Genomic DNA, 24,084 nt, shown 5'->3' on the forward strand with positions numbered 1-24,084 from the left:
CACCGCAGCCATTTCGACCTGCCAATGGTGTGAACCGGCAGAGCCTCAACCTTCTAGCGGTCTTCGTGTCCGAAAAAGCTGCCATCGTTTCACTCGAAACCACATTCGGTCTCGCGTCATTCCTGCGGGCACCTTGACCTCCGCTGACATATCATACAATAACGGTAACACATATTATATGTTGTCGACAACTTGAAGGAGGAATTTATGCTGACTGTTGAAACAAGGCAGGCGGTCAACCCGGAATACGCCAAAACACTCGATACATCCGGACTTCGAAAGCATTTCTTGGCCGAGGATATGTTCAGGGTCGGAGAGATCCGACTGGTCTACACCCACTACGATCGTTTCGTGATGGGTGGAGCGGTGCCGGGTGATGCGCCCCTAACGCTTGACAAGGTGGAGGAAACGAAGACCCCGCTGTTTCTCGATCGCCGTGAAATGGGCATCGTCAACATTGGCGAGACCGGTACTGTCGCCGCCGGCGGGCGGACCTATACCTTGAACCGGGGCGATGTGCTTTATCTCGGTGCCGGATCGGGGGCGGTCACCTTTGCTGGCAAGGGCCGGTTCTATATCACGTCCTGCCCGGCTCATCGCAGCCTGCCGGCGCGCCTCATCACGGCCGCCGAAAGCAAGGAAGTGAAGATGGGCGCATCGGAAACCTCCAACAAGCGCACCATCAATCAGTTCATCCATCCGCTCGTGATGGAAAGCTGCCAACTGGTGCTCGGCTATACCACGTTGGAGGACGGTTCCGTCTGGAACACCATCCCTTCGCATATCCATGACCGTCGCATGGAGGCCTATCTCTATTTTGGTATGGATGAAAAATCCCGGGTGCTTCACCTGATGGGCGAGCCCCAGGAGACCCGCCACCTGTTCATCTCGAATGAGCAAGGCGCGCTTTCCCCACCCTGGTCCATCCACTCCGGCGCGGGCATCGGCTCCTACACATTCATCTGGGCCATGGCTGGCGACAACGTCGACTACACCGACATGGACTTCATCCAACCGGAGGATCTGAAATGATAAATTCCTTTTCACTTCAAGGGCGTAAAGCTCTTGTCACGGGATCGAATACCGGACTTGGTCAAGCGATTGCGGCAGGACTTGCTGCCGCAGGCGCCGAGGTGATCTGCGCGGCCCGCCGCTCGCCCGACGAAACTCTGGATTTGATCGGCAGGGCCGGCGGCAAGGCGAGTGGCATGCAGCTCGACTTCAAGGATCCCATGGCGGCACGAGACATATTTGTCGGCCGGGACATCGATATCCTCGTCAACAACGCCGGCATCATCCGACGGGCGGATGCGGTGGATTTCACCGAGGAGGACTGGGACGCGGTCGTCGATGTGAACCTGAAGGCATTGTTTTTCACGACCCAGGCGTTCGCAAAGGAGTTGTTGGCCAAGGAGCGGTCTGGAAACGTGGTCAATATCGCTTCGCTTCTTTCCTTCCAGGGCGGTATCCGCGTTCCCTCCTACACGGCCGCAAAACACGGCGTCGCCGGTCTCACCAAATTGCTTGCCAACGAATGGGCGGCGAAGGGCATCAATGTCAACGCAGTTGCCCCCGGCTACATCGAGACCAACAATACCGAGGCGCTACGCGCCGATGCCGCGCGCAACAAGGCAATCCTCGATCGCATCCCTGCCAATCGTTGGGGTCGCCCCGAGGACATCGCAGGGGCGGTGGTCTTCCTCTCCTCGCCAGCGGCGAATTACGTCCACGGTGCGGTCCTCAATGTCGACGGCGGCTGGTTGGCGCGTTAATCGACGGCTCGTGGCAATTTGTCATTTAACTTGTATGATGACTTATTGACATATGTATGATGTCTAGCTATGGCTACGGTCAGTTGAATGCACAGAGGAATACTGAAATGACCCCCGAACAAATCAAGGTTGCTCTTGGCTCCGGCCTTCTTTCCTTCCCGGTCACGCATTTCGATGCGCAAGGCCGCTTTGCGCCAGAAAGCTACAAGGCGCATGTCGAGTGGCTCGCGGGTTACAAGGCCCCGGTGCTTTTCGCAGCCGGTGGCACGGGGGAGTTCTTCTCGTTGCGGCCAGATGAAATCCCAGGCATCGTCGCATCCGCCAAGGAGGCTGCAGGCGAAACCGCCATCGTGTCGGGTTGTGGCTACGGCACCGAAATCGCTGTCGATATCGCCCGATCGGTCGAGAAGGTTGGGGCCGACGGCATCCTGCTACTGCCGCACTATCTTATCGATGCGCCTCAGGAAGGGCTCTATGCCCACATTAAGAAAGTCTGCCAGTCGGTCGGTATCGGCGTCATGGTCTATAACCGTGACAATTCGGTGCTGCAGGCCGATACGCTTGCCCGGCTGTGCGACGAATGCCCGAACCTGATCGGCTTCAAGGACGGCACGGGTGACATCGGGCTTCTGCGCCAGGTTACCGCAAAGATGGGCGATCGCCTGATGTATCTGGGCGGCATGCCCACGGCCGAGCTTTTTGCCGAAGCCTATCTCGGCGCCGGCGTCACCACCTATTCATCCGCCGTGTTCAACTTCGTACCGGGCCTTGCCAACGAGTTCTACGTGGCACTGCGCGCCGGCGACCGCTCTACTTGCGAGCGCATCCTGGTGGATTTCTTCTATCCGTTCATGGCGATCCGCAACCGGGTGAAGGGCTACGCCGTCTCGGCGATCAAGGCCGGCGTGCGGCTACAGGGCTTCGACGCGGGACCGGTGCGCGCGCCGCTGGTGGACCTGACGGATGAGGAACTGGGCATGCTCGACAAGCTCATCGGCGGGCAGAAACGCAAGGTCTGATACCGCGACTTCCGGAGGAATGCATGAAGATCACCGCCGTTCGCACGCATCTCTTGGAACACCGGCTCGACACGCCGTTCGAAAGCGCCTCGATGCGCTTTGACCGCCGTGCTCATGTCCTGGTGGAGATAGAATGCGATGATGGAACGATCGGCTGGGGCGAATGTCTCGGTCCGGCAAAACCCAACGCGGCGGTGGTCGCAGCCTTTTCGCCCTGGCTTATCGGTCAGGACCCGCGCTCAACCGAGAAAATCTGGGCCGTGCTCTACAATGCACTGCGCGATCAGGGACAGCGTGGTCTCACCGTCACCGCACTGTCGGGCATCGACATCGCGTTGTGGGACATCAAAGGCAAGCACTACGGCGCCTCGATCTCCATGCTGCTTGGTGGACGCTGGCGGCAAAGCGTGCGCGCCTATGCCACGGGTAGCTTCAAGCGTGACGGCGTCGATCGGGTTGCCGACAACGCCAACGAAATGGCGGAGCGCCGCACACAGGGGTTCCACGCCTGCAAGATTAAAATTGGTTTCGGCGTCGACGAGGATCTGCGCGTCATCCGCGCTGTTCGCGAGGCGATAGGCTCCGAAATGCGCCTGATGATCGACGCCAATCACGGTTACACCGTCACCGAAGCGATCCGGCTCGGCAAAGCAGCAGCGGAGTATGATATCGACTGGTTCGAGGAGCCGGTGGTGCCCGAACAGCTGTCGGCCTACCTGGAGGTTCGCACATGTCAGCCGATCCCCGTTGCGGGTGGCGAGACCTGGCATACAAGGTTCGGCATGTGGCAGGCGCTGGAGGCCCGTGCGGTCGACATTCTCCAGCCCGATCTCTGCGGCTGCGGCGGCTTTTCCGAAGCGCAGAAGATCGCAAGCCTGGCGACACTTCATGGTATCCGCGTCGTGCCACATGTCTGGGGGACAGGCGTGCAGATCGCCGCGGCACTGCAATTCATGGCAACGATGGTGCCCGATCCGGTCCGCGCCAATCCGATCGAGCCGATCCTGGAATTCGACCGAACGGAGAATCCATTCCGGCAGGCGGTGCTTAAGACACCACTGGAGGCGGTCAATGGCGTCGTCACTATTCCAGATGGTCCAGGTCTCGGGATCGAGATCAATCGTGATGCCCTCGTCGAATTCAAGATGCTCCAATCGTGAAACGAACGAGCGCAGTCTTCCAGCACGCATACCGCGTTTGCAAAGCGGCGCTTTAGACGCAGCGTGGCCGTGAACTAGGCTGACTCCGATGGATCTAAGGGGTCCTGGCCCGCTAGCTTCATAATTTCGATCGTCCGTTTATCGCTTCTCGATCGTGCGGGCGGTTGCAAGGCGTATTTCCTGCTCTGGTTCGTCGAGTTGCATCAAGTCGCCATGCCGGCTCTGATGAACCTTGTTCAGGTGGTCGCGGGGGCTGAGCCCAAGTGTGCGCTTGAACATGCGCGAGAAGTAATAGGGGTCTGCATAGCCGACCTCCGCAGCCGCTGCCGCAACCGAAAGCCCTCCTTCCAGAAAATGCATCGCGCGCTCCATTCGCTTGAGCTCCTGGTATTTGCGTGGCGTGCGGCCGACGCGCTTCTGGAATTCGCGCAGAAAATAATCGTAGTTGTAGGGTGCGGCATCGACCGCCCTCATGGCGATGTCGGTTTCAAGCGGATTGGCCGAGATCATCGTTGCTGCCTTCATCACCGCAAGGTCAATCGCATCCGCGCCCTCCGGCTGGTAGGTCGCGTGGTCGCGCCACCCGAGAAACGCATCCTCGATGAAGGCGATGAGAAGGACCATGAAAAGATGGTGCTGGCCGAGCGATACCGAGGAAGGGGGCGCGCTCTGACGGTAGTGACGGGCAATCGGTTCCAGAAACGGCCAGCGGCTCAGTTGCAGTTTGGGCCTGAGTTGCATCTGCTCGATGAGATTGTGACGACCATAGATGTCTAGCGTAAAGTGCTGCGCCACGCCGATATAGGTTTCGCGCCCTTCATTCCAGCCGATGAAGTGTTGGCCGCCGCTGATCAGCATGGCGTCGCCCCGCTCCATCACGCGTGGTTCGCCGTCGATTAGATAATGACCGCGGCCCTCAAGGCAGATGACGAGATCGTCGACCGGATTGGATTTGTCGATCCGCCAGGTTTGCGAATGCTCCATGCGGATCGCCGCGCGCGTCAGGTTGAGCGTCAACGCCGCGGCGGGAATCGCCGATAGAATACCACCTTCGATTTCGTCCATCTTTTTCCTTCCCTTTGTGAATTCATTCTGATCTGAGAATAGCCCAATGTCACCGAATAAACCGTGTCTTCTGGGGAGGAGATCGGTTCGTGGTATAGAAACGTGGCATTCCGCCCATTCTTCCTGCACCGAATTGGGAGCCAGATTTGTACAAAATTGCATCTATGCAGGCTGCGCTCAAGGGCTGCCCGGGAGGGATGTCATGAAGATGCAGCGCCTTATGGGGCTGGGCTATCTCGCCCCCTATATCATTGGTCTTCTGGTCTTCACGGCGATCCCTTTCATCGGGTCGCTGTACCTGAGCTTTACCAGCTATGACCTTATGAGCGAACCTCGGTGGACAGGGATTGCCAATTACGAACGGCTCTTCACACGCGATCGCACCTTCACGAAGTCGCTGAACGTCACACTGCTCTATGTGTTCCTGACGGTACCGTTGAAGCTTGCCTTCGCGCTCTTCATCGCCGCGATCCTAAATTACAAGCTGATGTTCATCGGTCTCTTCCGAACCGCCTTCTACGTTCCCTCCATCCTCGGCGGCTCGATCGCCATTGCCGTTCTGTGGCGCTACATCTTCGCCACGGAGGGACTTGCCAACATGGCGCTGACGACGGTCGGTTTTTCTCCGGTTGACTGGTTTGGCGATCCGACGAACGCGCTGTTCACCATCACGCTATTGCGATGCTGGCAGTTCGGATCTGCCATGGTGATTTTCCTCGCCGCCCTGCAGTCGATAGACAAGTCGCTTTACGAGGCAGCAGCCATCGACGGCGCGGGCAAGGTGCGCACCTTCTTCTTCATCACGTTGCCACTGCTGACCCCCGTCATTTTCTTCAACCTCATCATGCAGATGGTTCAAGCCTTCCAGGAGTTCAACGGACCTTACATCATCACCCAGGGTGGTCCGCTGAAGGCGACGTATCTGCTGCCACTCTACATCTACGACGAGGCCTTCAAGAAGTTCAACATGGGCTATGCCTCGGCCATAGCATGGGTGCTCTTCACCATCGTCACCGCCCTGACCCTCGTTGCCTTCTGGTCATCGAAGAAATGGGTCTTTTACGCTGGCGACAAGAGGAGCTGACCGCAAATGACCGATCTTGCAATCTTCAACGATCTCCAGGCCGCCCGCAGGGCAAGGCTCCGTCTCGTCTCGACGGCAGTCCGCTACGTCCTGCTCTTTGCAGTCGGCTTCGTCATGCTCTATCCGCTCATCTGGCTGGTTGGCGCGAGCTTCAAGACAAATTCCGAAATCTTCGCAGGTGCAGGCTTCCTGCCGGAGAACCCGACTGCCGAAGGTTACATCAAGGGCTGGCAGACATCGACACCCTATACGTTCGGCCGGTTCTTCTGGAATTCCTTCCTGATCATCCTGCCAAAGGTGATCGGGACGGCCATCTCCTGCACGCTGGCGGCCTATGCGTTCGCCCGGTTCGATTTCCCATTCAAGAAGATCCTTTTCGGCTCGGTCATTGCAATCCTGCTGTTGCCCAATGTCGTCACCCGCATTCCTCAATATATCCTGTTCCGTGATCTTGGCTGGCTCGACAGCTTTCTGCCGCTCTGGGTGCCGTCAGCGCTCGCTGGCGACGCCTTCTTCGTTTTCATGTTGGTGCAATTCCTGCGCTCATTGCCAACAGACATGGAGGAGGCGGCACGGGTGGATGGTGCCAATAGCATCCAGACGCTGATCTATATCGTGGTCCCGATGCTCGCCCCGGCACTGATTTCGGTGTGCCTGTTCCAGTTCATGTGGACCATGAACGATTTCCTCGGGCCGCTGATCTATCTGTCCTCGGTGGACAAGTATCCGGTCAGCCTCGCCCTCAAGCTTTCGATCGACACGACCGAAGCTTTCGAATGGAACCGCATCCTCGCGATGTCGGTGCTCACGATCGCCCCTGCTCTGATCGTGTTCTTTGCTGCGCAACGTTACTTCATTGAAGGGATCTCCTCCGGGGGGATCAAGGGCTGAACATGGCTAAGGTTCAACTGAAAAATCTCGAAAAGGTCTATGGCAACGCCTTCAAGGCGGTCCATGGCATCAATCTCGACATCAACGACGGCGAGTTCATGGTTTTCGTCGGCCCGTCGGGCTGCGCCAAATCGACGACGCTGCGCATGGTGGCGGGGCTCGAGGAGATTTCCGGCGGGGAAGTCCTCATTGGGGACCGGCGCGTCAACGATCTGCCGCCGGGCAAGCGCTCAATTGCCATGGTCTTCCAGAACTACGCTCTCTACCCTCATATGAAGGTTCGCGGAAACCTGGCCTTCGGGCTCAAGATCGCCGGCAAGCCGAAGGCGGAGATCGAGGCCGCGATTAAGCAGGTGGCCGAGATCCTCGAAATCGAGCCGCTTCTCGACCGCCTTCCCAAGCAGCTTTCAGGCGGTCAGGCCCAGCGCGTGGCTCTCGGTCGCGCGCTCATCAAGAAGCCGGGCGTCTTCCTGTTCGATGAGCCACTATCCAATCTCGACGCCAAGTTGCGAGCCTCGATGCGCGTCCGCATAACCGACCTGCATCGCCAGCTCAAAGCGGAGGGCTTGTCGTCGACGGTCATCTACGTGACGCATGATCAGACCGAGGCCATGACGATGGGGGATCGCATATGCGTAATGCAGGCGGGTCACATCATGCAGGTGGCCACGCCCAAGGAACTCTACGATCGCCCGGCGAACCTGTTCGTGGCCGGCTTCATCGGCAGTCCGGAAATGAACCTTGTCGACGCCCGGCTCGACGGATCGTCCTTTTCGATCGGCAGCCAGACCTTGCCGCTCGGACCACACCTTGAAGGCCGGCTTTCGGCCCGCCCGACAGAAGCCGTGATCGGCACCCGACCACAGCATCTATCGCTGGCGGCGGACGGGCCGGCGCTCACCGCGAAGCTCACTAATGCTGAGTTCATGGGGCACGAGGTCTATCTCCACGCTGATCTCGAGGGTCGCAAGGTGGTGAGCGTCGTCGGCGCAGCCGAGTTCGAGGCACTGGGAGGGTCGGAGATCATCCGCCTTCGTCCCGATCCGGAACGATTGCACATTTTCGACAAGACTGACGGTCGCAACGTGTCGCTTTGAGGAGGCGGCGTTGGGCCATACACCAAGAAGGAGGAGAACCATGAAGACTGCGAAAACCTTGCTTGCATTGACCGGCGTCGCCTATGGCGCGCTCACGTTCGGTGCCACCGCTGGCGCCGCCGAACTGCGCATGGCGTGGTGGGGCGGTGATAGTCGTCACGTAGCCACTCAAAAGGCGACAGCTGCCTGCGGCCAGAAATACGGCCACACGGTCAAGGGCGAGTTCACCGGCTTCGACGGCTACCTCGAAAAACTGACGACGCAAATGGCCGGCAGGACCGAAGCTGATATCGTTCAGGTCAACTGGCCGTGGCTGCCGCTGTTTTCCAAGAATGGCGAGGGGTTCGCCGACCTTCGCACGCTGAAGGCAATCGACCTGTCCAACTGGACGGAAGGCGATCTCGCGGCCGGTTCGATGAATGGGGTCCTGCAGGGGCTATCCGTCTCGACGACGGGTCGTGTCTTCTTCTTCAACGCGACGACCTTCGAAAAGGCAGGCGTCGAAATTCCGAAGACCTGGGACGAGTTCTTCGCCGCAACCGCGACCATCAAGGACAAGCTCGGCAAGGACCACTACACCTTCAACGCGGTGAAGGAGACTGCCCAATTGCTGGTGACCCTTGCCGTCGTGCAGAAGACTGGCGAGGATCTCGTCGATCAGACGAGCAACCGCGTAGCATGGACGCCAGAGGAACTCGCCGAAGGCATCTCCTTCCTCGGCAAGCTGGTGGAAACCGGCGCGATCCGCTCGCAGAAGGAGGAGGCCGCCGACGGCAACGTCAATCTGTTTGAAAAGCCCTCCTGGGCCGAAGGCAAGGTCGCCGGCTCCTACGAATGGGATTCAACTTACTCCAAGTATGCCGACCCGTTGAAGGATGGTCAGGTTCTCAAGCCTGTACCAATGCTGAAGCTTTCGGATGCGGTTACCGAAGGCGTCTATCGCAAGCCTTCCATGGTGTTTTCGATCTCCAAGAACTCGAAGAACCAGGATGCGGCGGCGCAGATCGTCAACTGCCTCCTGAACGAGCCGGAAGGCATCGATGCTCTAGGCACCTCGCGCGGTCTTCCCGCGTCGAAAGCGGCCGCCGCCAGGTTGGGTGACAAGGGCGAACCCGAGGTTCGCGCCGCCAATGCGATCGTCATGGCCGCCACGGGGCCGATGGTTTCGCCCTTCAATGAACACCCAGAAATTCGTGCCGCTTTCATCGATACGCTTGAGGAGTACGCCTATGGCCAGATCAGCGCAGAAGATGGCGCCAAACAGATCATCGACACGGTGAACGACGTCCTGGCCGAGTTCGACTGACCATTGATACTGCCCGCCGCGGATGCCGCGGCGGGTCCTCCGTCTCTTGGCGGCACGCAACACGAGGCACGACATGACCCGACCTTCCATCATCGCGCGCTCGGCGCGAACGGCGGCGCTATGCCTGCCGCAGCCCGGAGCCCTCTACCGTTTGAAATCGAGGACGGTCTGGCGGCTTTCATCCCCGGATGAGACCGGCGTCCTGCAACACGGAGAAGCCCTAACGGTCGTCACCCTTCTGCACGGGCTTCGCCCGGCTACCCGTTATCTTTTCGAGGCGGAAGGATTTCAGCCGCTGTCGTTTCAGACTGCGCCCTGCGCAGGTGTCGTCGAAGCAACCGATTTCGGACTCGTCGCCGATATTGCGCCTGACGATATCGACGGCGCGCGCAGCAATGCTGCGGCCCTTTGCGAAGCGGTCGCAGCCGTTCCAACCGGAGGCACGCTCCATCTCGGTCCGGGCCTGTGGACGTCCTTTCCACTTAGGCTCAAAAGTCAAATGACCTTGCATCTCGCTGAAGGGGCGACGCTCCAAGCGCCGTCGTTGCGCGCGGGCTGGCCTGTTCTCCCTTCCCACGATCACAACGGCAGCATGCTTGGAAGTTGGGAAGGTCTGCCGGCGGCCTGCTTTAATGCCCCGGTAAACGCGGTGCAGGCGGATAACCTGGTGATCGAGGGCAGGGGCGTCTTCGACGGATCTGGCGACAGGGGCGATTGGTGGAGTTGGCCGAAAGAGACGCGTGATGGTGCGCGTCGCCCGCGTGGCCTGCATCTTATCAACTGCCGTGATGTGACACTGCTCGGTTTTACGATCCGCAATGCACCGTCCTGGACGATCCATCCGCAAGGCTGCGCTCGGCTGACCGCTGCCGGACTAACCATCGTTGCCCCAGCTGACAGCCCGAACACCGATGGGTTCAACCCTGAGAGCTGTCGTGAGGTCGTGATTGCGGGCGTGCGCTTTTCAGTCGGCGACGATTGCATTGCCGTCAAGGCAGGAAAACGCGGCCCGAACGGCGAGGCTGATCACCTTGCCGAAACGCGCGGCGTCCGTGTCAGTCACTGCCTGATGGAGCGTGGCCACGGCGGCTTGGTAATTGGCTCGGAGATGTCCGGCGGCGTCGATGACGTCTCCGTCGAGGATTGCGAGATGATCGGCACCGATCGCGGCCTGCGGCTGAAGACCCGTCGCGGTCGCGGCGGGTCGATCACCAATATCGCAATGCGCCGCGTACTGCTCGACGGCGTCGAAACGGCGCTCTCGGCCAACGCTCACTATCATTGCGACGCGGATGGCCACGATGACTGGGTGCAGTGCCGTGAGCCGGCGGTCGTCAATTCTGGAACGCCGCTCATCGACGGCGTCATCATTGAAGACGTCGAGATCCGCGGGCTCGCCCATGCGGCGGGCGCATTTCTCGGACTGCCTGAAGCCCCGATCCGCAACGTTCGTATCCGCCGCCTTAAAATCACCTCGAGCAATCCCGCGGCAGTCGCAACGCCACCCATCATGGCCGATCGCGTGCGAGCCATGCGCCATGAGACGATTGTCAGCGAGCGGGCAGAGGTCGATTGCGACGATCCCTCCTTGTTGAGCGCTGCCCCCGTGTCCCTTCCTTTCGATGAGATGCTCTCGTGAACCCGACAGAATATTTCGACGAATTCGCCAAGCGTTATAACCACTATAAGGGCGGTAGCTGGTGCTACGAGGATGGATGCGTCTATCGCGGCCTCAGTCTTCTTTTTGATGCGACAGGCGAAACGCGCTGGAAGGCGCATCTTCATCGTCTCGCCGATCAGCAGATCGCGGCCGATGGCGCACTTTCGGGCTACGACCCCCAGGAATACAATATCGATAATATCCTGGCCGGGCGCGCCTTGTTCCCGTTGGCTGAAGGTGCCGATGATGTGCGCTACCGGTTGGCAGCCGATCGGCTGGCCGGGCAGCTGGAGACGCACCCCCGCATTCCCGCCGGCAATTACTGGCACAAGAAGCGCTATCCGCACCAGGTCTGGTTGGACGGGCTGTATATGGGACTGCCCTTCCAGATCGAATATGCGACGATGACCGGCCGCAAGGACCTGATCGCCGATGCGCTGCAGCAGTTTTCAACGGCTTTGGCACTCACGGCGACTACACGCGGCCTCTATGTTCATGGCTATGATGACAGCCACCAGCAGCGCTGGGCTGACCCTGTGACAGGCAAGTCTCCCGCTGTCTGGGCCCGGGCCGTGGGCTGGCTGGCAATGGCAGTGGTCGATGCTCTGGCGACACTTCCTGTTGACCAGGCGACCGCGTCGTTGCGCCAGCGCGCCCGCTTGCTGCTAAAGGAGATCATGGCCCGTCAGGCAGCCTCGTCCGGCCTCTGGTATCAAGTGCTCGACGCGCCGGATCTGAAGGGCAACTACCTCGAAAGCTCTGCCTCGGTCATGTTTGCCTATTCGCTCTTGCGCGCCGCTCGTCTTGGTCTAGTCGAAGCGGACACTGCTGCGGGAGCGGCTGCGGCCGGGCAGCGCGCCCTTGACGCGCTGTTGAATACCCGGCTCGTTGCCGATGCCGAAGGGACCACCCGCTTCACGACCATTGTCCATGTCGCCGGTCTTGGAGGTTTCGAGGGCAGCTATCGCGACGGTTCACCGAGCTACTATCTCACCGAACCCATCGTTTCGGATGACGCCAAAGGTGTGGGGCCCTTGATGATGGCATATGCGGAAAGCCTGATGGCCGCTTCGTGAAGCCGCTTGATCAGTCGCTTTCACCAGGAACGAGATCCATGGGCCACAGGCATCGCGCGGATCGCTCGCGGTAGATCTCGGCAAAGGCCGGCATCGTCGCGAGCAGGGATTCGGCAAGTGCAATGCCAAGGTCGCGTAGCGACAGGCTGAACGATGTCAGTCGTGGCGACAGAAACTGCGAATGCGGGCTTTGACGCCCGATGATCGCCAGGTCGCGCCCGGGTTTTATTCCGGCTTCGACCAGTCCGCGATAAAGCCCGACGGTAATGGCCTCGTTGATGAGGACGATTGCCGTCGGACGTGTCTCAAGCGCGCTCAGTTCCCGGGCGATCTGGTACCCCCCGGCCTCGTTGGGCGTCGAGCGGAAGACGTGACGCGCGTCGAGATTAAGGCCGTGCCGGGCGAGGGTGGCGCGGCACTGGTCCTCGAACACATAGCCAAGGTTCATGTCGTCGTGCGGACGGGTAACGGCGATATGCTTGTGTCCGCGCGCAACCATCCGGTCGATAGATGCCTCGGCCATGCCTTCGAAATCGAGATCCAGCCAGGGCTGGCCGACATCGGTCAGGCTTCGTCCGAGCGTGATGAAGGGGATCTTGCGCTTTGCCAGCAGTTCGAAGCGGGCATCGTGGCGCCGGGTGGCCGACAGGATGATGCCGTCGGCAAAGCCGCGGGCGACGACGCGCTTCAGATAGTCGTTCGGGTCCTCTTGCGAGGAGCAGAGCAAGGCGACCAGATCGAGCTTGTGACGAGCAAAGACGGTCTGAACGCCGTCGAAGACGCTCATGAAGAAGGTGTCGCCCTGGCCGGTGATTTCGGACCCCGTCTGCATCATGAAGCCGATGACGCCGGTCGTCCCCTTCCTCAGCGCACGGCCCGATTGGTTGGCGACATACCCGAGGGATTCCGCTGCTTCGAGGACTCTTTTTCGCGTCTCTTCGTTGACGTCGGGTTTGCCGTTCAGCGCGCGGGAGACCGTGCCGATCGAGATATCGAGGTGTTCGGCAAGTTGGCGAATCCCCTTCATTTTTCCGCGTTCCTCCCCAGACCCGCGACTGGCCATTTTCACACCTCTTGACACAAAAACCCTTTGCCGCATAGTATCGTAAACGTTTACGGAAGCCAACTGAGGAGTTTCGGCTTTCGTTCCTGGAGGAAATCACGTGAGACACAGGGCCGTTTTGTGCGGGTGCGGAGCTATGGCCAAAGGCTGGCTGAAGGCTCTGACGGAGAGCGACTTTCTGAGAGGGAAGGTGGAGGTTGTGGGCCTCGTCGATCTCGATCAAACGACGGCGCAAGCGCTCGCTGCCGAGTTCAAGCTTCACGACATCATCATCGGTACAGACCTGCCGGCAGTCCTTCGCCAGAGCAGGGCCGATCTGCTGTTTGACGTTGTCGTTCCAGCCGCGCGGCGCGCGGTCGTGGCAGCCGGTCTGGCCCATGGTTGCCACGTGCTCAGCGAAAAACCGATGGCCGCCACGCTCGAAGAGGCGCGCGAACTGCGCCGGCTCGCAGCTGACGCTTCACGTATTCACGCGATCGTCCAGAACCGCCGCTTCATCGACGGTGTTCGCCGGATCCGCCGCCTCATCCAATCCGGCAGCCTCGGTGAACTGACGGCGTTGCATTGCGATTTCTTCCTCGGTCCACACTTCGGCGGCTTCCGCGAGCAGATGGACAACGTCCTGCTGCTCGACATGGCCATCCACACCTTCGACGCTGCGCGCTTCATGTCAGGCAAGGATCCCCTTGCCGTCTATTGCCACGAATACAATCCGCAAGGCTCCTGGTACCGCCACGGCGCGGCAGCCAATGCGATCTTCGAATTCTCCGACAATGTCGCCTTCACCTATCGCGGATCCTGGTGTGCGCAAGGCGCCAATACCAGCTGGGAAAGTGCGTGGCGGATAACCGGCTCAAAGGGCACTCTGCTCTGGGATGGCGGCGAGCGCTTCGAAGCCAATGTCGTCAGCGGTCGCGAAGGTTTCCTGCGGGCGGTCGAGCCGATCACGGTTCCCGAGGCTGAAGACCGTGCCGACACGCACGGCCATGCAAGCGTCATCGAGCGCTTCATCTGCGCAATCGACACGGGAACCGTGCCGGAAACGGACGGTAGCGACAACATCAAGAGCCTTGCCATGGTCTTCGGCGCGATCGACAGCGCCCGGGATGGCAAACGCGTCACCATTGCAGCCTAGGAGCCCATCTTGACGAACCCTGCAAAATCCATCCGCATCGGCACAATGATCTCGGCCACCAAGGGCGGTGCCGACAAACGCATCGACCAGATCGCTCAAATGGGCTTCGAAAGCTTCGAACCCTTCTTCTGGCAGACGACCAATGGCCAGGACCTTGCCGAACTCGGCAAACGTTGCGTGGAGGCGATCGGCGGCCGCGACATCACCATCTCGACGCTCGGCATGTTCGGAAACCCGCTTGAGACCACCGCGATCGACGAACAGACATTGCAAGGCTGGCGAGACTGCATCGACAATGCCCATCATTTCGGTGCTACTTGCGTTGCCGGTTTCACTGGCCGCATCCGCGGCAAGCCGTTGACCGACAGTCTGCCGCGCTACAGGGAAATCTGGTCCGAGCTGTCAAAACGCGCGGCCGACAAGGGTGTGAAGATTGCCTTCGAGAATTGCGCCATGGACGGCAACTGGCAGACCGGTGACTGGAACATCGCCCATAATCCGGATGCCTGGGAACTGATCTTCAACGAGACGCCGGACGACCACATCGGGCTCGAGTGGGAGCCCTGCCATCAGATGGTCTATCTGATCGACCCACTGCCGCAGATCCGCAAATGGGCGACAAAGATCTTCCACGTGCACGGCAAGGACGCGACCATCCGCTGGGACGTCATCCGCGAACACGGCATCTTCGGCAAGGAGAAATTCGTCTTCATGCGCACGCCGGGCTTCGGCGACACCAATTGGACCGACGTGTTTTCCGAGCTTCGGCTGGCCGGCTGGTCCGGCTCGATCGACATCGAGGGCTGGCACGATCCGGTCTACCGCGACGCATTGGAGATGACCGGCCAGGTCCATGGCCTGAACTATCTCAAGGCTTGCCGGGGCGGCGACTTCGTCGCCGATCCGGTCTGAGGTGTGCATATCGGCCGGCATGGAGGATGCCGGCTGCGGGATAACCAAAGGAGGAGAAAATGGCTATCCGCGGATCCGCAATCCTGGGCGTTCTCGCCCTTGCAGGTGTCTCTTTGTTCGGGCTCTCGGCCAAAGCCGAAGACGTCACGATCAACGTCTGGTCGCTCGATCGCGACATCCAGCCGGCACCGAACCTGATATCGGACTTCAACAAGTTGAACGCCGGCATCAAGGTCGAATATCGCCAGATCCAGTTCGATGATGTCGTCAGCGAGGCGATGCGAGCCTATTCGACCGGCCAGGCGCCGGACATCATAGCCATCGATAATCCCGAGCATGCGCTGTTTTCGTCGCGCGGCGCCTTCCTTGATCTCACCGACATGATCGCCAAGTCGACGGTGGTGAAGACGTCGAACTATTTCCCCGGGCCGCTCGCTTCCACCATGTGGGACGGCAAGAACTACGGCCTGCCGAAGGCAACCAACACGATTGCGCTCTACTACAACAAGGACATGTTCAAGGCGAAAGGCCTTGATCCGGACAAGCCGCCCCAGACCTGGGACGAATTGGTCGATGCGGCGCGCAAGCTGACGGATCCTGCAGCCAACGTCTATGGTCTCGCCTTCTCGGCCAAGGCAAACGAGGAAGGGACATTCCAGTTCCTGCCCTGGGCGCAGATGGCTGGCGGCAGCTACGAGCACATCAACTCGGACGGCGCGGTCAAGGCGCTCGAGGTCTGGAAGACGATCATCACCGAGAAACTGGCCTCGCCGGATACGTTGACGCGCGGCCAATGGGATTCGACCGGCACCTTCAATTCAGGCAACGCCGCCATGGCGATCTCCGGGCCATGGGAGCTCGACCGCATGGTGAGCGAAGCGAAGTTCGATTGGGGCGTGGCGCTGCTACCGGTCCCTGAAGTCGGTGCGGAGCGCTCTTCGGCGATGGGCGACTTCAACTGGGCGATTTTCTCCAACACGCAACATCCGGCCGAAGCCTTCAAGGTGCTCGAATATTTCGTCTCCCAGGACAACCGCATGTTCAAGGACTTCGGGCAGCTGCCGGCCCGCTCCGACATCGCCATTCCTGAAACCGGCGTGCCGCTCAAGGACGCCGCCCTCAAGGTGTTCAACGAGCAGCTCAAATTCGCAAAGCCGCGCGGTCCGCACCCGGAATGGCCGAAGATTTCCAAGGCGATCCAGGATGCGATCCAGGCGGCCCTGACCGGGCAGATGGCGCCGAAGGAAGCGCTCGATCAGGCGGCCGAAAAAATAAAGGCGGTGCTTGGTTAAAGCATATCCGAAGCGGTTTTCCGTCGGGGAATGCGTGAAAACAAAGAGCTGGAGCGGTTCTGTGGCGCGTCAAAGCCGGAAACGCTCTAACCTCTTGAATGGGGCGAACGTGCTTCTGGGCGTGCCTTGAAGTGCGTTCGCCACCCCGATCAAGCAATGCTCCATCGCACTTAGGCGCTGGAGCGGAAAGCCAGGAAATTTGTGCCGGCTGTCGGCATCAGTTCGGTCGTTCTAGTTTTGCAGGTCGAGACGCGTGCCGCCGATGTCGGCTGCCATCTCGGCGGCGGAGGAGCCCATGAAACGATTTTTGTCCAGCATGATCGACGGTCGCGGTTTCGATATCGGCCTCGTCAGCCTGCCGCTTGCGTTCCTGCTCACTCTGTCCGGGCTGCCGCTGCTCTACAATATCATCATGAGCTTCCAGGAAGTCGACATGTTCAGCCTTGGCAGTTTCTGGCGCCCTTTCGTCGGCCTCAAGAACTACCGGGATTTGTTCGCCCAGCCGGAAACTTGGCCGATCCTTGCCAACACGGCGACCTTCGTCATCGCCTCGATTGCCGGCCAGTTCCTCGTCGGATTTGGCCTGGCATTGTTCTTCTGGACGAACTTTCCGGGCGCCTCGTGGCTGCGCGGCCTCTTTCTGGTCTCGTGGGTGATGCCGGGACTTGTCGTTGGCGCGATCTGGAACTGGATCCTCTCCGGCGACTTCGGCGTGCTCAACTTCATCCTGCGTGAAACCGGTCTCATCAGTGGCAATATCTTCTGGCGCTCGGACCCCGATTTTTCCCTCTGGGCCGTGATCATCGCCAATATCTGGCTCGGCACCTCGTTCAACATGATCCTGATGTCCGTTGGCCTTTCGGCAATTCCGCGCGATCTCTACGAGGCGTCCGAACTCGATGGCGCCAATGTCTGGCAACGCTTCTGGACGATTACGCTGCCGATGATGCGTTCGTCCATCGGCGCGATCATCGCGCTGGGGCTGATTTTCACCCTGCAGCAGTTCGATCTTTTCGCGGCAATCACCTCGGGAGGGCCGAACAATGCCTCGAACGTCACGCAATATTGGGCCTGGGACCTCTCTTTCCGGCAGTACGACTTCGCCAAGGGCGCGACCATTTCGGTGATCATGATCGTCTTCGTAATGATCGCCTCGGTCGTCTACGTGCGCTCGACACGGCATGAGGTGCGCGGATGAATACCGTATCCCGCGACCGGTTGATGCTGGCAATCGCAATCGTTCTGGCCGGCATCTATCTGTTCCCGCTCTACTGGATGTACATCACCACGATCAAATCCGGTTCAGAGATGTTCGCCACCCCGCCGACCTTTTGGCCGACGGATCCTCAATGGCACATTTTCGGCGACGTCTGGCTAAGTCGGAACATGGGCCGCTATATCTGGAATTCGCTGGTTATCGCCTGCGGCGCCGTCGCGGTCATCACCGTGCTCGGTGTCGGCTGTGCCTATGTCCTGGCGCGCTATCGCAACATATGGGTCGATATCGGCCTTTTCCTTGTCCTCATGCTGCAGGTGCTTCCGGCATCGCTGATGGTGACGCCGATTTTCGTCGGCTTTTCTCAGGTCGGGTTGCTCAACTATCCCAGGCTTGCGGTCATCCTGGCGATTGCCGCCAAGAGCATGCCGTTTTTCGTGGTGCTGGTGCGCGCGACCTTCATGAGCGTGCCGCAGGAACTGGAGGAGGCCGCGCTTGTCGACGGCAATTCGCGCGTCGGTGCCTTCTTCAACATCGTCCTGCCGCTCGCGCGCAATGGTATTCTCGTCAGCGCCATCCTGATCTTCATGCAGGCCTTCGGTGAGTTCGTCTATTCGAAATCCATGATCCAGGCTGTCGAACTGCAGCCGGCAAGCGTCGGGCTGAATTCGTTCATGGGGCCGAACACCAACGAATGGAACAACATCATGGCCTATGCGGCGATCTACGTGACCCCGATCCTCGCCATCTTCGTCCTTCTGCAACGCCGCATCGTCTCTGGCCTTACCTCGGGAGCGCTCAAATGACCGCCCAGATCGAACTGACCAACGTCAACAAATACTATGGTGCCTACCACGCGCTGAAGGACATCGAGCTTTCGATCCGCAAGGGCAGCTTTACAGCGCTGGTCGGTCCATCTGGCTGCGGAAAGTCGACGCTGCTGCGGTCCCTCGCAGGGCTCGAGAGCATATCGTCCGGCACCTTGAGGATCGCCGGCGAGGTGATGAACGCCGTGCCGCCGCGCAAGCGCGATGTGGCGATGGTGTTTCAGTCCTACGCGCTCTATCCGCATATGACGGTCGAGGAGAACCTGACCTACAGCCTGCGCATCAGGGGGGTTGCGAAGGCCGAACGCAAGAAGGCCGCAAACGAAGTCGCAGCCGTCACCGGGCTCACCCATCTGCTCGGGCGCTATCCGCGAGAGCTTTCGGGCGGCCAGCGCCAGCGCGTGGCGATGAGCCGGGCAATCATCCGCCATCCCAAGGCGTTTTTGTTCGACGAGCCGCTTTCGAACCTCGATGCAGCACTGCGCGTTCACATGCGCAAGGAAATCCGTGCGCTGCACGATCGGTTGGGCGCCACATCCGTCTACGTCACCCATGACCAGATCGAGGCCATGACGATGGCTGACCACGTCGTCATCATGCGCGATGGCGTCATCGAACAACAGGGGAGCCCGCTTGAACTCTACGATCGGCCGGTCAACAAATTCGTCGCCGGGTTCATCGGATCCCCGGCAATGAATTTCATACCCGCCGTGGGGGGCCAGGATGGACGCTCGGTCATCCTCGACGTCGGTGTCAAACAGGCGATCGTCCTCGATCGGCCTGTGCAACCGGGGCAGGCCCTCACCGTTGGATTGCGTCCAGAGCACATCGAGGTTGCCGAGCCCGATAAAGGCGCTCTCTCTGTCCCGGTCGCGCTGCTCGAATCGACAGGGGCGACGTGTTTCCTGACGATGGCAACGACGCCGGAGCTTTCGGTGGTCTTCAATGGTCGATCGAGTGTGACTGCGGGCGACAAGGTCGGCCTGACCTTCGCGCCCGCCAACATTCACCTCTTCGACGCGCAAACCGAACGGCGGTTGCCCTAGCGCCTATGCGGCGAGGGCATGGCTCCGGCCGCTCGGGGGAAACGCTTATGCGTGTGGTGCTGTTTCGGCACCCGCTTCAAAGGAGCCCATACCGGTGCAGGATCTCCTCGATCTGGTCGTCCTGGGTCTTGTTGGGCAGCAGGGCCGGCTCGCGGCTGGCACCAACGGAGCTGTCCTGTAGAAAGAGCGATCGCTTCACCATCGCAGGCGCAAAGCCAAGCGCGTAGAGATCCGTGCGGAAGGCCGAATAAATCGCCTGCTGTCTTTCGGCTTCGGCAATGTCGCCTGAATTGAAGGCGTTCAAAATTCCCGCCAGCACGTGCGGCATGGCATTGCCGAGGCCCGATATGCAGCCGGCCGCACCGTTTTGCAGCGCCCACAGCACCAGATGATCAGGGCCTGAGTAGACTTCGAAACCCTCAACGTCCCTGGCCACTTCGAGATAGGCTTCGAGCGTCTCTTTTGCTCCGCCGGAATCCTTGATGCCGGCGATGTTGCCGTGCCCGGAAAGCCTGCGCGCGGTCTCCGGCTCGATATGGTTCTGGGTGCGGGCCGGAATATCGTAGAGATAGATGGGGGTTTCGACCGCGTCCGCAACGGTCGAGAAGTGACGGATCAGACCATCCTGGGTGCAGGCGATGAAGAACGGGGTTATCACGGCAATACCATCGACGCCGATGCGATCGAATTCGCGTGCGAGTTTCAGCGTTTCGAAGGTTGCGGGCATGCCGGCATTGACGATGACCTTGACGCGGCCGGCGACCTCATCGACGACCTCCTCGGTCAGGCGCACTTTCTCGTCGTAGGTCAGGGCGCTGAAATCACCGTTCGTACCGGCGCACATGATGTTGTTGCCGGCGTCCACCTGTCGGCGGACCTGAGCGCGCGTCGCGTCGTAGTTGATCGTCTCATCGTCGTTGAAGCAGGTAACGAGCGCGACAAAGGCTTGCTTGGACATTGTTATCTCCAGTGATGGGAGCGCTCTCTAGGAGGCGCATTCGAGGCGGGCGGCGCGATTGGCCGCCTGGACGTCGGGATCCGGATCAAGTCCGGCAGCCAGAAGCGCGCGCGTATAGTCTTGGCGTGGGGTCTCGAAGACCTCACGCACGGTGCCGAGTTCGACGACATTGCCCTTCTGCATCACCATGACGTGGTCGGCGAAGTCGCGAACGACCGGAAGATCGTGGGCGATGAAGATGAAGGCAATGCCAATGTCCTTGCGAAGCTTGTCAAGGAGGGCAATGACCTGGGCCTGAACCGAGACATCGAGCGCCGAGACGGCCTCGTCGCAGATGATCAATTGCGGCTCGAGCGCCAGCGCTCGGGCAATGGCGATGCGCTGGCGCTGACCGCCGGAAAACTGATGTGGATATCGCCCCATATGTTCCGGCCCAAGGCCGACCTGAACCAGAAGCTCGGCGACGCGCTCTCGCCATTTCGCCTTCGGCAGGATGTCCGGATGGATCACCCATGCCTCGGAGATCAGCTGGTAGACGGTCATGCGCGGATTGAGCGACTGGGTGGGGTCCTGAAACACCATCTGCAGGTCGCGCCGCAATTTGTAGAGTTCCCCCGGCGACAGCAGGAAAAGGTCACGGCCCTTCCACAGCGCGCTGCCGCTGTCGGGCTCGTCCAGCCTGAGCAGGATGCGGGCGAGCGTGGATTTTCCCGAGCCGCTTTCGCCGACGACGGCCATGGTCTCGCCGGGCATGAGGTCGAAGGAGATGCCTTTCAGAGCTTCGAAGCTGCCATAGTGCTTGCGGACATCGCGGACCGACAGGACCGGCTCGCCACGCGTTCCCGGCGAATGCATCTTGCCCTTTCCGGGGGCGGCGGCGATCAGCTTACGGGTGTAGGGATGTTGCGGGTTCTTGTAGACATCGCGAACCGTTCCCGCCTCGACCAGTTCGCCCTTTTCCATCACCACGACGCGGTCGGCAACCTCGGCGACGACGCCAAGGTCATGCGTGATGATCAGCACCGCCATGCCGGTTTCCTGCTGCAACTCCTCCAGAAGCGCCAGCACCTCGGCCTGAACAGTCACGTCGAGCGCCGTCGTCGGCTCGTCGGCGATCAGCAGATCGGGGCGGAGTGCAAGCGCCATGGCGATCATGACGCGCTGGCGCTGACCGCCGGAGAACTCGTGCGGATATTTGTCGAGCGATTTCTCCGGGTCGGGAATGCCGACGCGGGTCAACAGCCGCAGAGCTTCCGCCTGTGCCTCGGTGCTTCCCGTGCCGTGGGTCGTCAGTGCCTCGCGGATCTGCCAGCCGACCGAATAAACCGGGTTCAGGTGGCTGAGCGGATCCTGAAAGATCATTGCGATGCGGCGACCGTTCACTTCGCGGCGCTTGTGTGTCGGCATCGTCAAGAGGTCGACGCCGTCAAGCAGGATCTCGCCCGAGCTGATACGGCCGGGCGGCATGTCGACCAGGTTCATGATCGCCGACGACGATACGGACTTGCCTGATCCGCTTTCGCCCAGGATCGCCAGCGTCTCGCCGCGATCGAGGTGATACGAGATGTTGCGGACCGCTTTGACGACGCCCATCACGGTGTGAAATTCGACCGAGAGGTTGCGGACTTCCAGCAGATGGTCAGCCATTCTTGCGACCTTTCATTTCCAGGCGCCAGCGCTGGACGGGATCAAGGGCGATGCGCATCCAGTTCGAAAGCAAGTTGAGCGACATGGTCGTCAGGATGATTGCAAGGCCCGGCCAGAAGGACAGCCACCAGGCATTGGTGAGATATTGCCTGCCTTGAGAAATCATCAGGCCCCAGGTGATTTCAGGCGGCTGAATGCCGATGCCGAGGAAGGAAAGCGCGCTTTCCGCCAGCATCACATAGGCAAAGTCGAGGGTCGCCAGCGTCGTCAGCGTTGGCAGGACCACGGGCAGGATGTGCCGGAACAGGATGCGCTTGCTGGAGGCGCCCATGACGCGCGCAGCTTGCACGAACATGCGCACGCGGATCTCCAGCACCTCCGCGCGGGTGGTGCGCAGATAGACCGGAATGCGGGTGATCGCGAGAACCAACATCAGGTTCAGGATCGACGAGCCGAGGACATAGAGCACGATAACCGCGATCAGCAGCGACGGGAACGACATGATGACGTCGGCCAGCCGCATGATGACCTGGTTGACGCGCTCGGAGGAAAAACCTGCGATCAGGCCAAGCGTGGTGCCGACGATCGCGGAGATCGCGACGGCGCCGGCGGCAACCATCAGCGTGTTTTGCGTTGCCACGATGATGCGGGCAAACAGTGGGCGCCCGAGCGCATCCGCCCCCATCCACCAGACCCAGCCGCGTTCCCATTCGAACGGCGCTGCATTTCGGCCGCGCAGGTTTTGCTTCGTCGCAAGGTCGCCAAGCCAGCTCGGCCCGACGATCGCCAGAATGAGGACTGTGATCAGAAAGATTGCAGCGCACAGGGCGAACTTGTCCGCCCACAGCATGCGCGCCATGCGAACGGCAAAGGTCGGTTCCTGGGTTATCGCCGTATCTGTCGTCTGTAAGGTCATGGCTGAACTCTTCAATGACGGATGCGTGGATCGAGAAGCGTATAGGCAAGGTCGATCAACAGGTTCATGACGAAAATCGCCAGCGCGGTCACGAGAATGGCGGCCAAAATGACGTTGAAGTCACGCTGCAGGATGCTGTCGATCATCAGCTTGCCGACGCCGGGAAAACCAAAGATGGTTTCGACGATGACCGCACCGTTCAGGAGGCTCGCGGCCTGGTCGCCGATGACGGTGATGACGGGAAGCATGGCGTTTCGCAGCGCGTGGATGAAGATGATCGGTCCGGACTTCACGCCCTTGGCGCGTGCCGTCTTCACGTAGGCAGACGAAAGCGCGCTGATCATCGAACCGCGAACGACCTGGACGATGATCCCGAACGGGCGGACGAACAGCACGCTGATGGGCAAAATCCAGTGCAGGAGCGAGCCGGTGCCGGATGTCGGAAGCCAGGCAAGGTTCACCGAGAAGACGACGATCGCGACAATGGCGAGCCAGAAGTCCGGGACGGCCGCGCCGATCAGCGATATCACCGAGGAGAGGCGATCGAAAAAACCGCCGGCGCGGAACGCGGCCAGTGAGCCGACGACGATGGCAGCGCCCGTCACCAGCGACATGGTGATAGTGGCAAGCCAGAGCGTCCACACGAAAGCTTCCAGAACCACATCGAGTGCCGGCCGTGCCTTGCGCAGCGACTCGCCGAAATCGCCGGTTACGACGTCACCGACATAGCGGGCAAACTGAACCATGATCGGATCGTTAAGGCCGTGGATCTCGCGAAACTGGTCCTTCATTTCCGCCGAGGCTTCGACGGGAAGGAACAGGGCGGCGGGATCTCCCGTCAGGCGCGAGAGGAAAAAGACCATCACGATCAGCCCGATAAGGGAAATCAGGCTGGCCAGGGCCCGTTTGCGAATGAAGCTCATCTTTGTGCCTCTCGATTGC

22 protein-coding genes are annotated in these 24,084 nt (G+C 60.3%); 16 read left to right on the forward strand and 6 right to left on the reverse strand.

Annotation, left to right across the window (positions count from 1 at the left end; all coding sequences use genetic code 11):
• Positions 1-207 precede the first annotated feature (207 nt).
• The 4 genes from kduI (at position 208) to ASD00_RS13210 (ending at position 3,951) form a co-directional block, all read left to right on the forward strand.
• Positions 208-1,032 (forward strand): 5-dehydro-4-deoxy-D-glucuronate isomerase, encoded by an 825-nt coding sequence (kduI, locus tag ASD00_RS13195; RefSeq protein WP_057207039.1) that lies wholly within the window; start codon positions 208-210, stop codon positions 1,030-1,032.
• Positions 1,029-1,772, forward strand: a complete 744-nt coding sequence (gene kduD / locus ASD00_RS13200) for a 2-dehydro-3-deoxy-D-gluconate 5-dehydrogenase KduD (RefSeq protein ID WP_057207041.1) — start codon at positions 1,029-1,031, stop codon at positions 1,770-1,772. The genes kduI and kduD overlap by 4 nt, the downstream gene beginning before the upstream one ends.
• A gap of 107 nt (positions 1,773-1,879) precedes the next feature.
• Positions 1,880-2,791 (forward strand): 5-dehydro-4-deoxyglucarate dehydratase, encoded by a 912-nt coding sequence (kdgD, locus tag ASD00_RS13205; RefSeq protein WP_057207043.1) that lies wholly within the window; start codon positions 1,880-1,882, stop codon positions 2,789-2,791.
• A gap of 23 nt (positions 2,792-2,814) precedes the next feature.
• Positions 2,815-3,951 carry a mandelate racemase/muconate lactonizing enzyme family protein gene (locus tag ASD00_RS13210; RefSeq protein WP_057207045.1) on the forward strand — a complete coding sequence of 379 codons (1,137 nt, stop codon included), beginning with the start codon at positions 2,815-2,817 and terminating at the stop codon, positions 3,949-3,951.
• 138 nt (positions 3,952-4,089) lie between these two features.
• Here the strand turns inward: ASD00_RS13210 and ASD00_RS13215 are convergent, their stop codons facing one another.
• Positions 4,090-5,016 (reverse strand): helix-turn-helix domain-containing protein, encoded by a 927-nt coding sequence (locus ASD00_RS13215; RefSeq protein ID WP_025430400.1) that lies wholly within the window; start codon positions 5,014-5,016, stop codon positions 4,090-4,092.
• Between the two features lie 202 nt (positions 5,017-5,218).
• Here ASD00_RS13215 and ASD00_RS13220 point away from each other — a divergent pair, with 202 nt between their 5' ends.
• From ASD00_RS13220 to ASD00_RS13245, 6 genes are all read left to right on the forward strand, one after another.
• On the forward strand, positions 5,219-6,100 hold the full coding sequence (locus ASD00_RS13220) for a sugar ABC transporter permease (protein ID WP_025430399.1): 882 nt from the start codon (positions 5,219-5,221) through the stop codon (positions 6,098-6,100).
• Positions 6,101-6,106: 6 nt separating this feature from the next.
• Positions 6,107-6,991: a carbohydrate ABC transporter permease gene (locus ASD00_RS13225; protein ID WP_057207047.1), complete on the forward strand. Its 885-nt coding sequence runs from the start codon at positions 6,107-6,109 to the stop codon at positions 6,989-6,991.
• A 2-nt stretch (positions 6,992-6,993) separates the two neighbouring features.
• Positions 6,994-8,088, forward strand: coding sequence for a sn-glycerol-3-phosphate ABC transporter ATP-binding protein UgpC (gene ugpC, locus ASD00_RS13230; RefSeq protein WP_025430397.1), 1,095 nt, complete (start codon positions 6,994-6,996; stop codon positions 8,086-8,088).
• A 40-nt stretch (positions 8,089-8,128) separates the two neighbouring features.
• A complete protein-coding gene (locus ASD00_RS13235; protein WP_057207048.1) occupies positions 8,129-9,394 on the forward strand; it encodes an ABC transporter substrate-binding protein in 1,266 nt (421 codons plus the stop codon).
• Positions 9,395-9,467: 73 nt separating this feature from the next.
• A complete protein-coding gene (locus ASD00_RS13240) occupies positions 9,468-11,033 on the forward strand; it encodes a glycoside hydrolase family 28 protein (RefSeq protein WP_057207050.1) in 1,566 nt (521 codons plus the stop codon).
• Positions 11,030-12,130: a glycoside hydrolase family 88 protein gene (locus ASD00_RS13245; protein WP_057207052.1), complete on the forward strand. Its 1,101-nt coding sequence runs from the start codon at positions 11,030-11,032 to the stop codon at positions 12,128-12,130. The genes ASD00_RS13240 and ASD00_RS13245 overlap by 4 nt, the downstream gene beginning before the upstream one ends.
• A gap of 10 nt (positions 12,131-12,140) precedes the next feature.
• Here the strand turns inward: ASD00_RS13245 and ASD00_RS13250 are convergent, their stop codons facing one another.
• Entirely contained in the window at positions 12,141-13,157 is a 1,017-nt protein-coding gene (locus ASD00_RS13250; protein ID WP_057207054.1) for a LacI family DNA-binding transcriptional regulator, read from the reverse strand.
• A gap of 136 nt (positions 13,158-13,293) precedes the next feature.
• Here ASD00_RS13250 and ASD00_RS13255 point away from each other — a divergent pair, with 136 nt between their 5' ends.
• The 6 genes from ASD00_RS13255 (at position 13,294) to ASD00_RS13280 (ending at position 19,621) form a co-directional block, all read left to right on the forward strand.
• The gene (locus ASD00_RS13255; protein WP_082523539.1) at positions 13,294-14,328 is read left to right on the forward strand and encodes a Gfo/Idh/MocA family oxidoreductase; all 1,035 of its coding nucleotides are present in this window, start codon (positions 13,294-13,296) and stop codon (positions 14,326-14,328) included.
• 9 nt (positions 14,329-14,337) lie between these two features.
• Positions 14,338-15,240: a sugar phosphate isomerase/epimerase gene (locus ASD00_RS13260; RefSeq protein WP_057207058.1), complete on the forward strand. Its 903-nt coding sequence runs from the start codon at positions 14,338-14,340 to the stop codon at positions 15,238-15,240.
• A gap of 59 nt (positions 15,241-15,299) precedes the next feature.
• Entirely contained in the window at positions 15,300-16,532 is a 1,233-nt protein-coding gene (locus ASD00_RS13265; RefSeq protein ID WP_057207060.1) for a sugar ABC transporter substrate-binding protein, read from the forward strand.
• Between the two features lie 295 nt (positions 16,533-16,827).
• On the forward strand, positions 16,828-17,730 hold the full coding sequence (locus ASD00_RS13270) for a sugar ABC transporter permease (RefSeq protein WP_057207062.1): 903 nt from the start codon (positions 16,828-16,830) through the stop codon (positions 17,728-17,730).
• Positions 17,727-18,554 (forward strand): carbohydrate ABC transporter permease, encoded by an 828-nt coding sequence (locus tag ASD00_RS13275; protein ID WP_025430388.1) that lies wholly within the window; start codon positions 17,727-17,729, stop codon positions 18,552-18,554. The genes ASD00_RS13270 and ASD00_RS13275 overlap by 4 nt, the downstream gene beginning before the upstream one ends.
• Positions 18,551-19,621, forward strand: a complete 1,071-nt coding sequence (locus tag ASD00_RS13280; protein WP_057207065.1) for an ABC transporter ATP-binding protein — start codon at positions 18,551-18,553, stop codon at positions 19,619-19,621. The genes ASD00_RS13275 and ASD00_RS13280 overlap by 4 nt, the downstream gene beginning before the upstream one ends.
• Before the next feature lie 76 nt (positions 19,622-19,697).
• On the opposite strand, the gene ASD00_RS13285 is transcribed toward ASD00_RS13280, so the two are convergent.
• From ASD00_RS13285 to ASD00_RS13300, 4 genes are read right to left on the reverse strand one after another with little or no spacing between them, the layout of a single operon-like run.
• A complete protein-coding gene (locus ASD00_RS13285; RefSeq protein WP_057207066.1) occupies positions 19,698-20,579 on the reverse strand; it encodes a dihydrodipicolinate synthase family protein in 882 nt (293 codons plus the stop codon).
• 27 nt (positions 20,580-20,606) lie between these two features.
• Positions 20,607-22,226 (reverse strand): ABC transporter ATP-binding protein, encoded by a 1,620-nt coding sequence (locus ASD00_RS13290; protein ID WP_057207068.1) that lies wholly within the window; start codon positions 22,224-22,226, stop codon positions 20,607-20,609.
• The gene (locus ASD00_RS13295; protein WP_057207070.1) at positions 22,219-23,142 is read right to left on the reverse strand and encodes an ABC transporter permease; all 924 of its coding nucleotides are present in this window, start codon (positions 23,140-23,142) and stop codon (positions 22,219-22,221) included. Before ASD00_RS13295 ends, ASD00_RS13290 begins: the two co-directional genes overlap by 8 nt.
• Before the next feature lie 11 nt (positions 23,143-23,153).
• Positions 23,154-24,065: an ABC transporter permease gene (locus ASD00_RS13300; RefSeq protein ID WP_057207071.1), complete on the reverse strand. Its 912-nt coding sequence runs from the start codon at positions 24,063-24,065 to the stop codon at positions 23,154-23,156.
• Between the last annotated feature and the right edge of the window lie 19 nt (positions 24,066-24,084).

The organism is Ensifer sp. Root31 (assembly GCF_001424825.1).
Classification (GTDB): domain Bacteria; phylum Pseudomonadota; class Alphaproteobacteria; order Rhizobiales; family Rhizobiaceae; genus Ensifer; species Ensifer canadensis.

Excerpts from the sequence above, each read along its gene's own strand:
- kduI (WP_057207039.1), top strand. The coding sequence starts at position 208 with ATGCTGACTGTTGAAACAAGGCAGGCGGTCAACCCGGAATACGCCAAA.
- kduD (WP_057207041.1), top strand. The coding sequence starts at position 1,029 with ATGATAAATTCCTTTTCACTTCAAGGGCGTAAAGCTCTTGTCACGGGA.
- kdgD (WP_057207043.1), top strand. The coding sequence starts at position 1,880 with ATGACCCCCGAACAAATCAAGGTTGCTCTTGGCTCCGGCCTTCTTTCC.
- ASD00_RS13210 (WP_057207045.1), top strand. The coding sequence starts at position 2,815 with ATGAAGATCACCGCCGTTCGCACGCATCTCTTGGAACACCGGCTCGAC.
- ASD00_RS13215 (WP_025430400.1), bottom strand. The coding sequence starts at position 5,016 with ATGGACGAAATCGAAGGTGGTATTCTATCGGCGATTCCCGCCGCGGCG.
- ASD00_RS13220 (WP_025430399.1), top strand. The coding sequence starts at position 5,219 with ATGAAGATGCAGCGCCTTATGGGGCTGGGCTATCTCGCCCCCTATATC.
- ASD00_RS13225 (WP_057207047.1), top strand. The coding sequence starts at position 6,107 with ATGACCGATCTTGCAATCTTCAACGATCTCCAGGCCGCCCGCAGGGCA.
- ugpC (WP_025430397.1), top strand. The coding sequence starts at position 6,994 with ATGGCTAAGGTTCAACTGAAAAATCTCGAAAAGGTCTATGGCAACGCC.
- ASD00_RS13235 (WP_057207048.1), top strand. The coding sequence starts at position 8,129 with ATGAAGACTGCGAAAACCTTGCTTGCATTGACCGGCGTCGCCTATGGC.
- ASD00_RS13240 (WP_057207050.1), top strand. The coding sequence starts at position 9,468 with ATGACCCGACCTTCCATCATCGCGCGCTCGGCGCGAACGGCGGCGCTA.
- ASD00_RS13250 (WP_057207054.1), bottom strand. The coding sequence starts at position 13,157 with ATGAAGGGGATTCGCCAACTTGCCGAACACCTCGATATCTCGATCGGC.
- ASD00_RS13265 (WP_057207060.1), top strand. The coding sequence starts at position 15,300 with ATGGCTATCCGCGGATCCGCAATCCTGGGCGTTCTCGCCCTTGCAGGT.
- ASD00_RS13270 (WP_057207062.1), top strand. The coding sequence starts at position 16,828 with ATGAAACGATTTTTGTCCAGCATGATCGACGGTCGCGGTTTCGATATC.
- ASD00_RS13275 (WP_025430388.1), top strand. The coding sequence starts at position 17,727 with ATGAATACCGTATCCCGCGACCGGTTGATGCTGGCAATCGCAATCGTT.
- ASD00_RS13280 (WP_057207065.1), top strand. The coding sequence starts at position 18,551 with ATGACCGCCCAGATCGAACTGACCAACGTCAACAAATACTATGGTGCC.
- ASD00_RS13285 (WP_057207066.1), bottom strand. The coding sequence starts at position 20,579 with ATGTCCAAGCAAGCCTTTGTCGCGCTCGTTACCTGCTTCAACGACGAT.
- ASD00_RS13290 (WP_057207068.1), bottom strand. The coding sequence starts at position 22,226 with ATGGCTGACCATCTGCTGGAAGTCCGCAACCTCTCGGTCGAATTTCAC.
- ASD00_RS13295 (WP_057207070.1), bottom strand. The coding sequence starts at position 23,142 with ATGACCTTACAGACGACAGATACGGCGATAACCCAGGAACCGACCTTT.
- ASD00_RS13300 (WP_057207071.1), bottom strand. The coding sequence starts at position 24,065 with ATGAGCTTCATTCGCAAACGGGCCCTGGCCAGCCTGATTTCCCTTATC.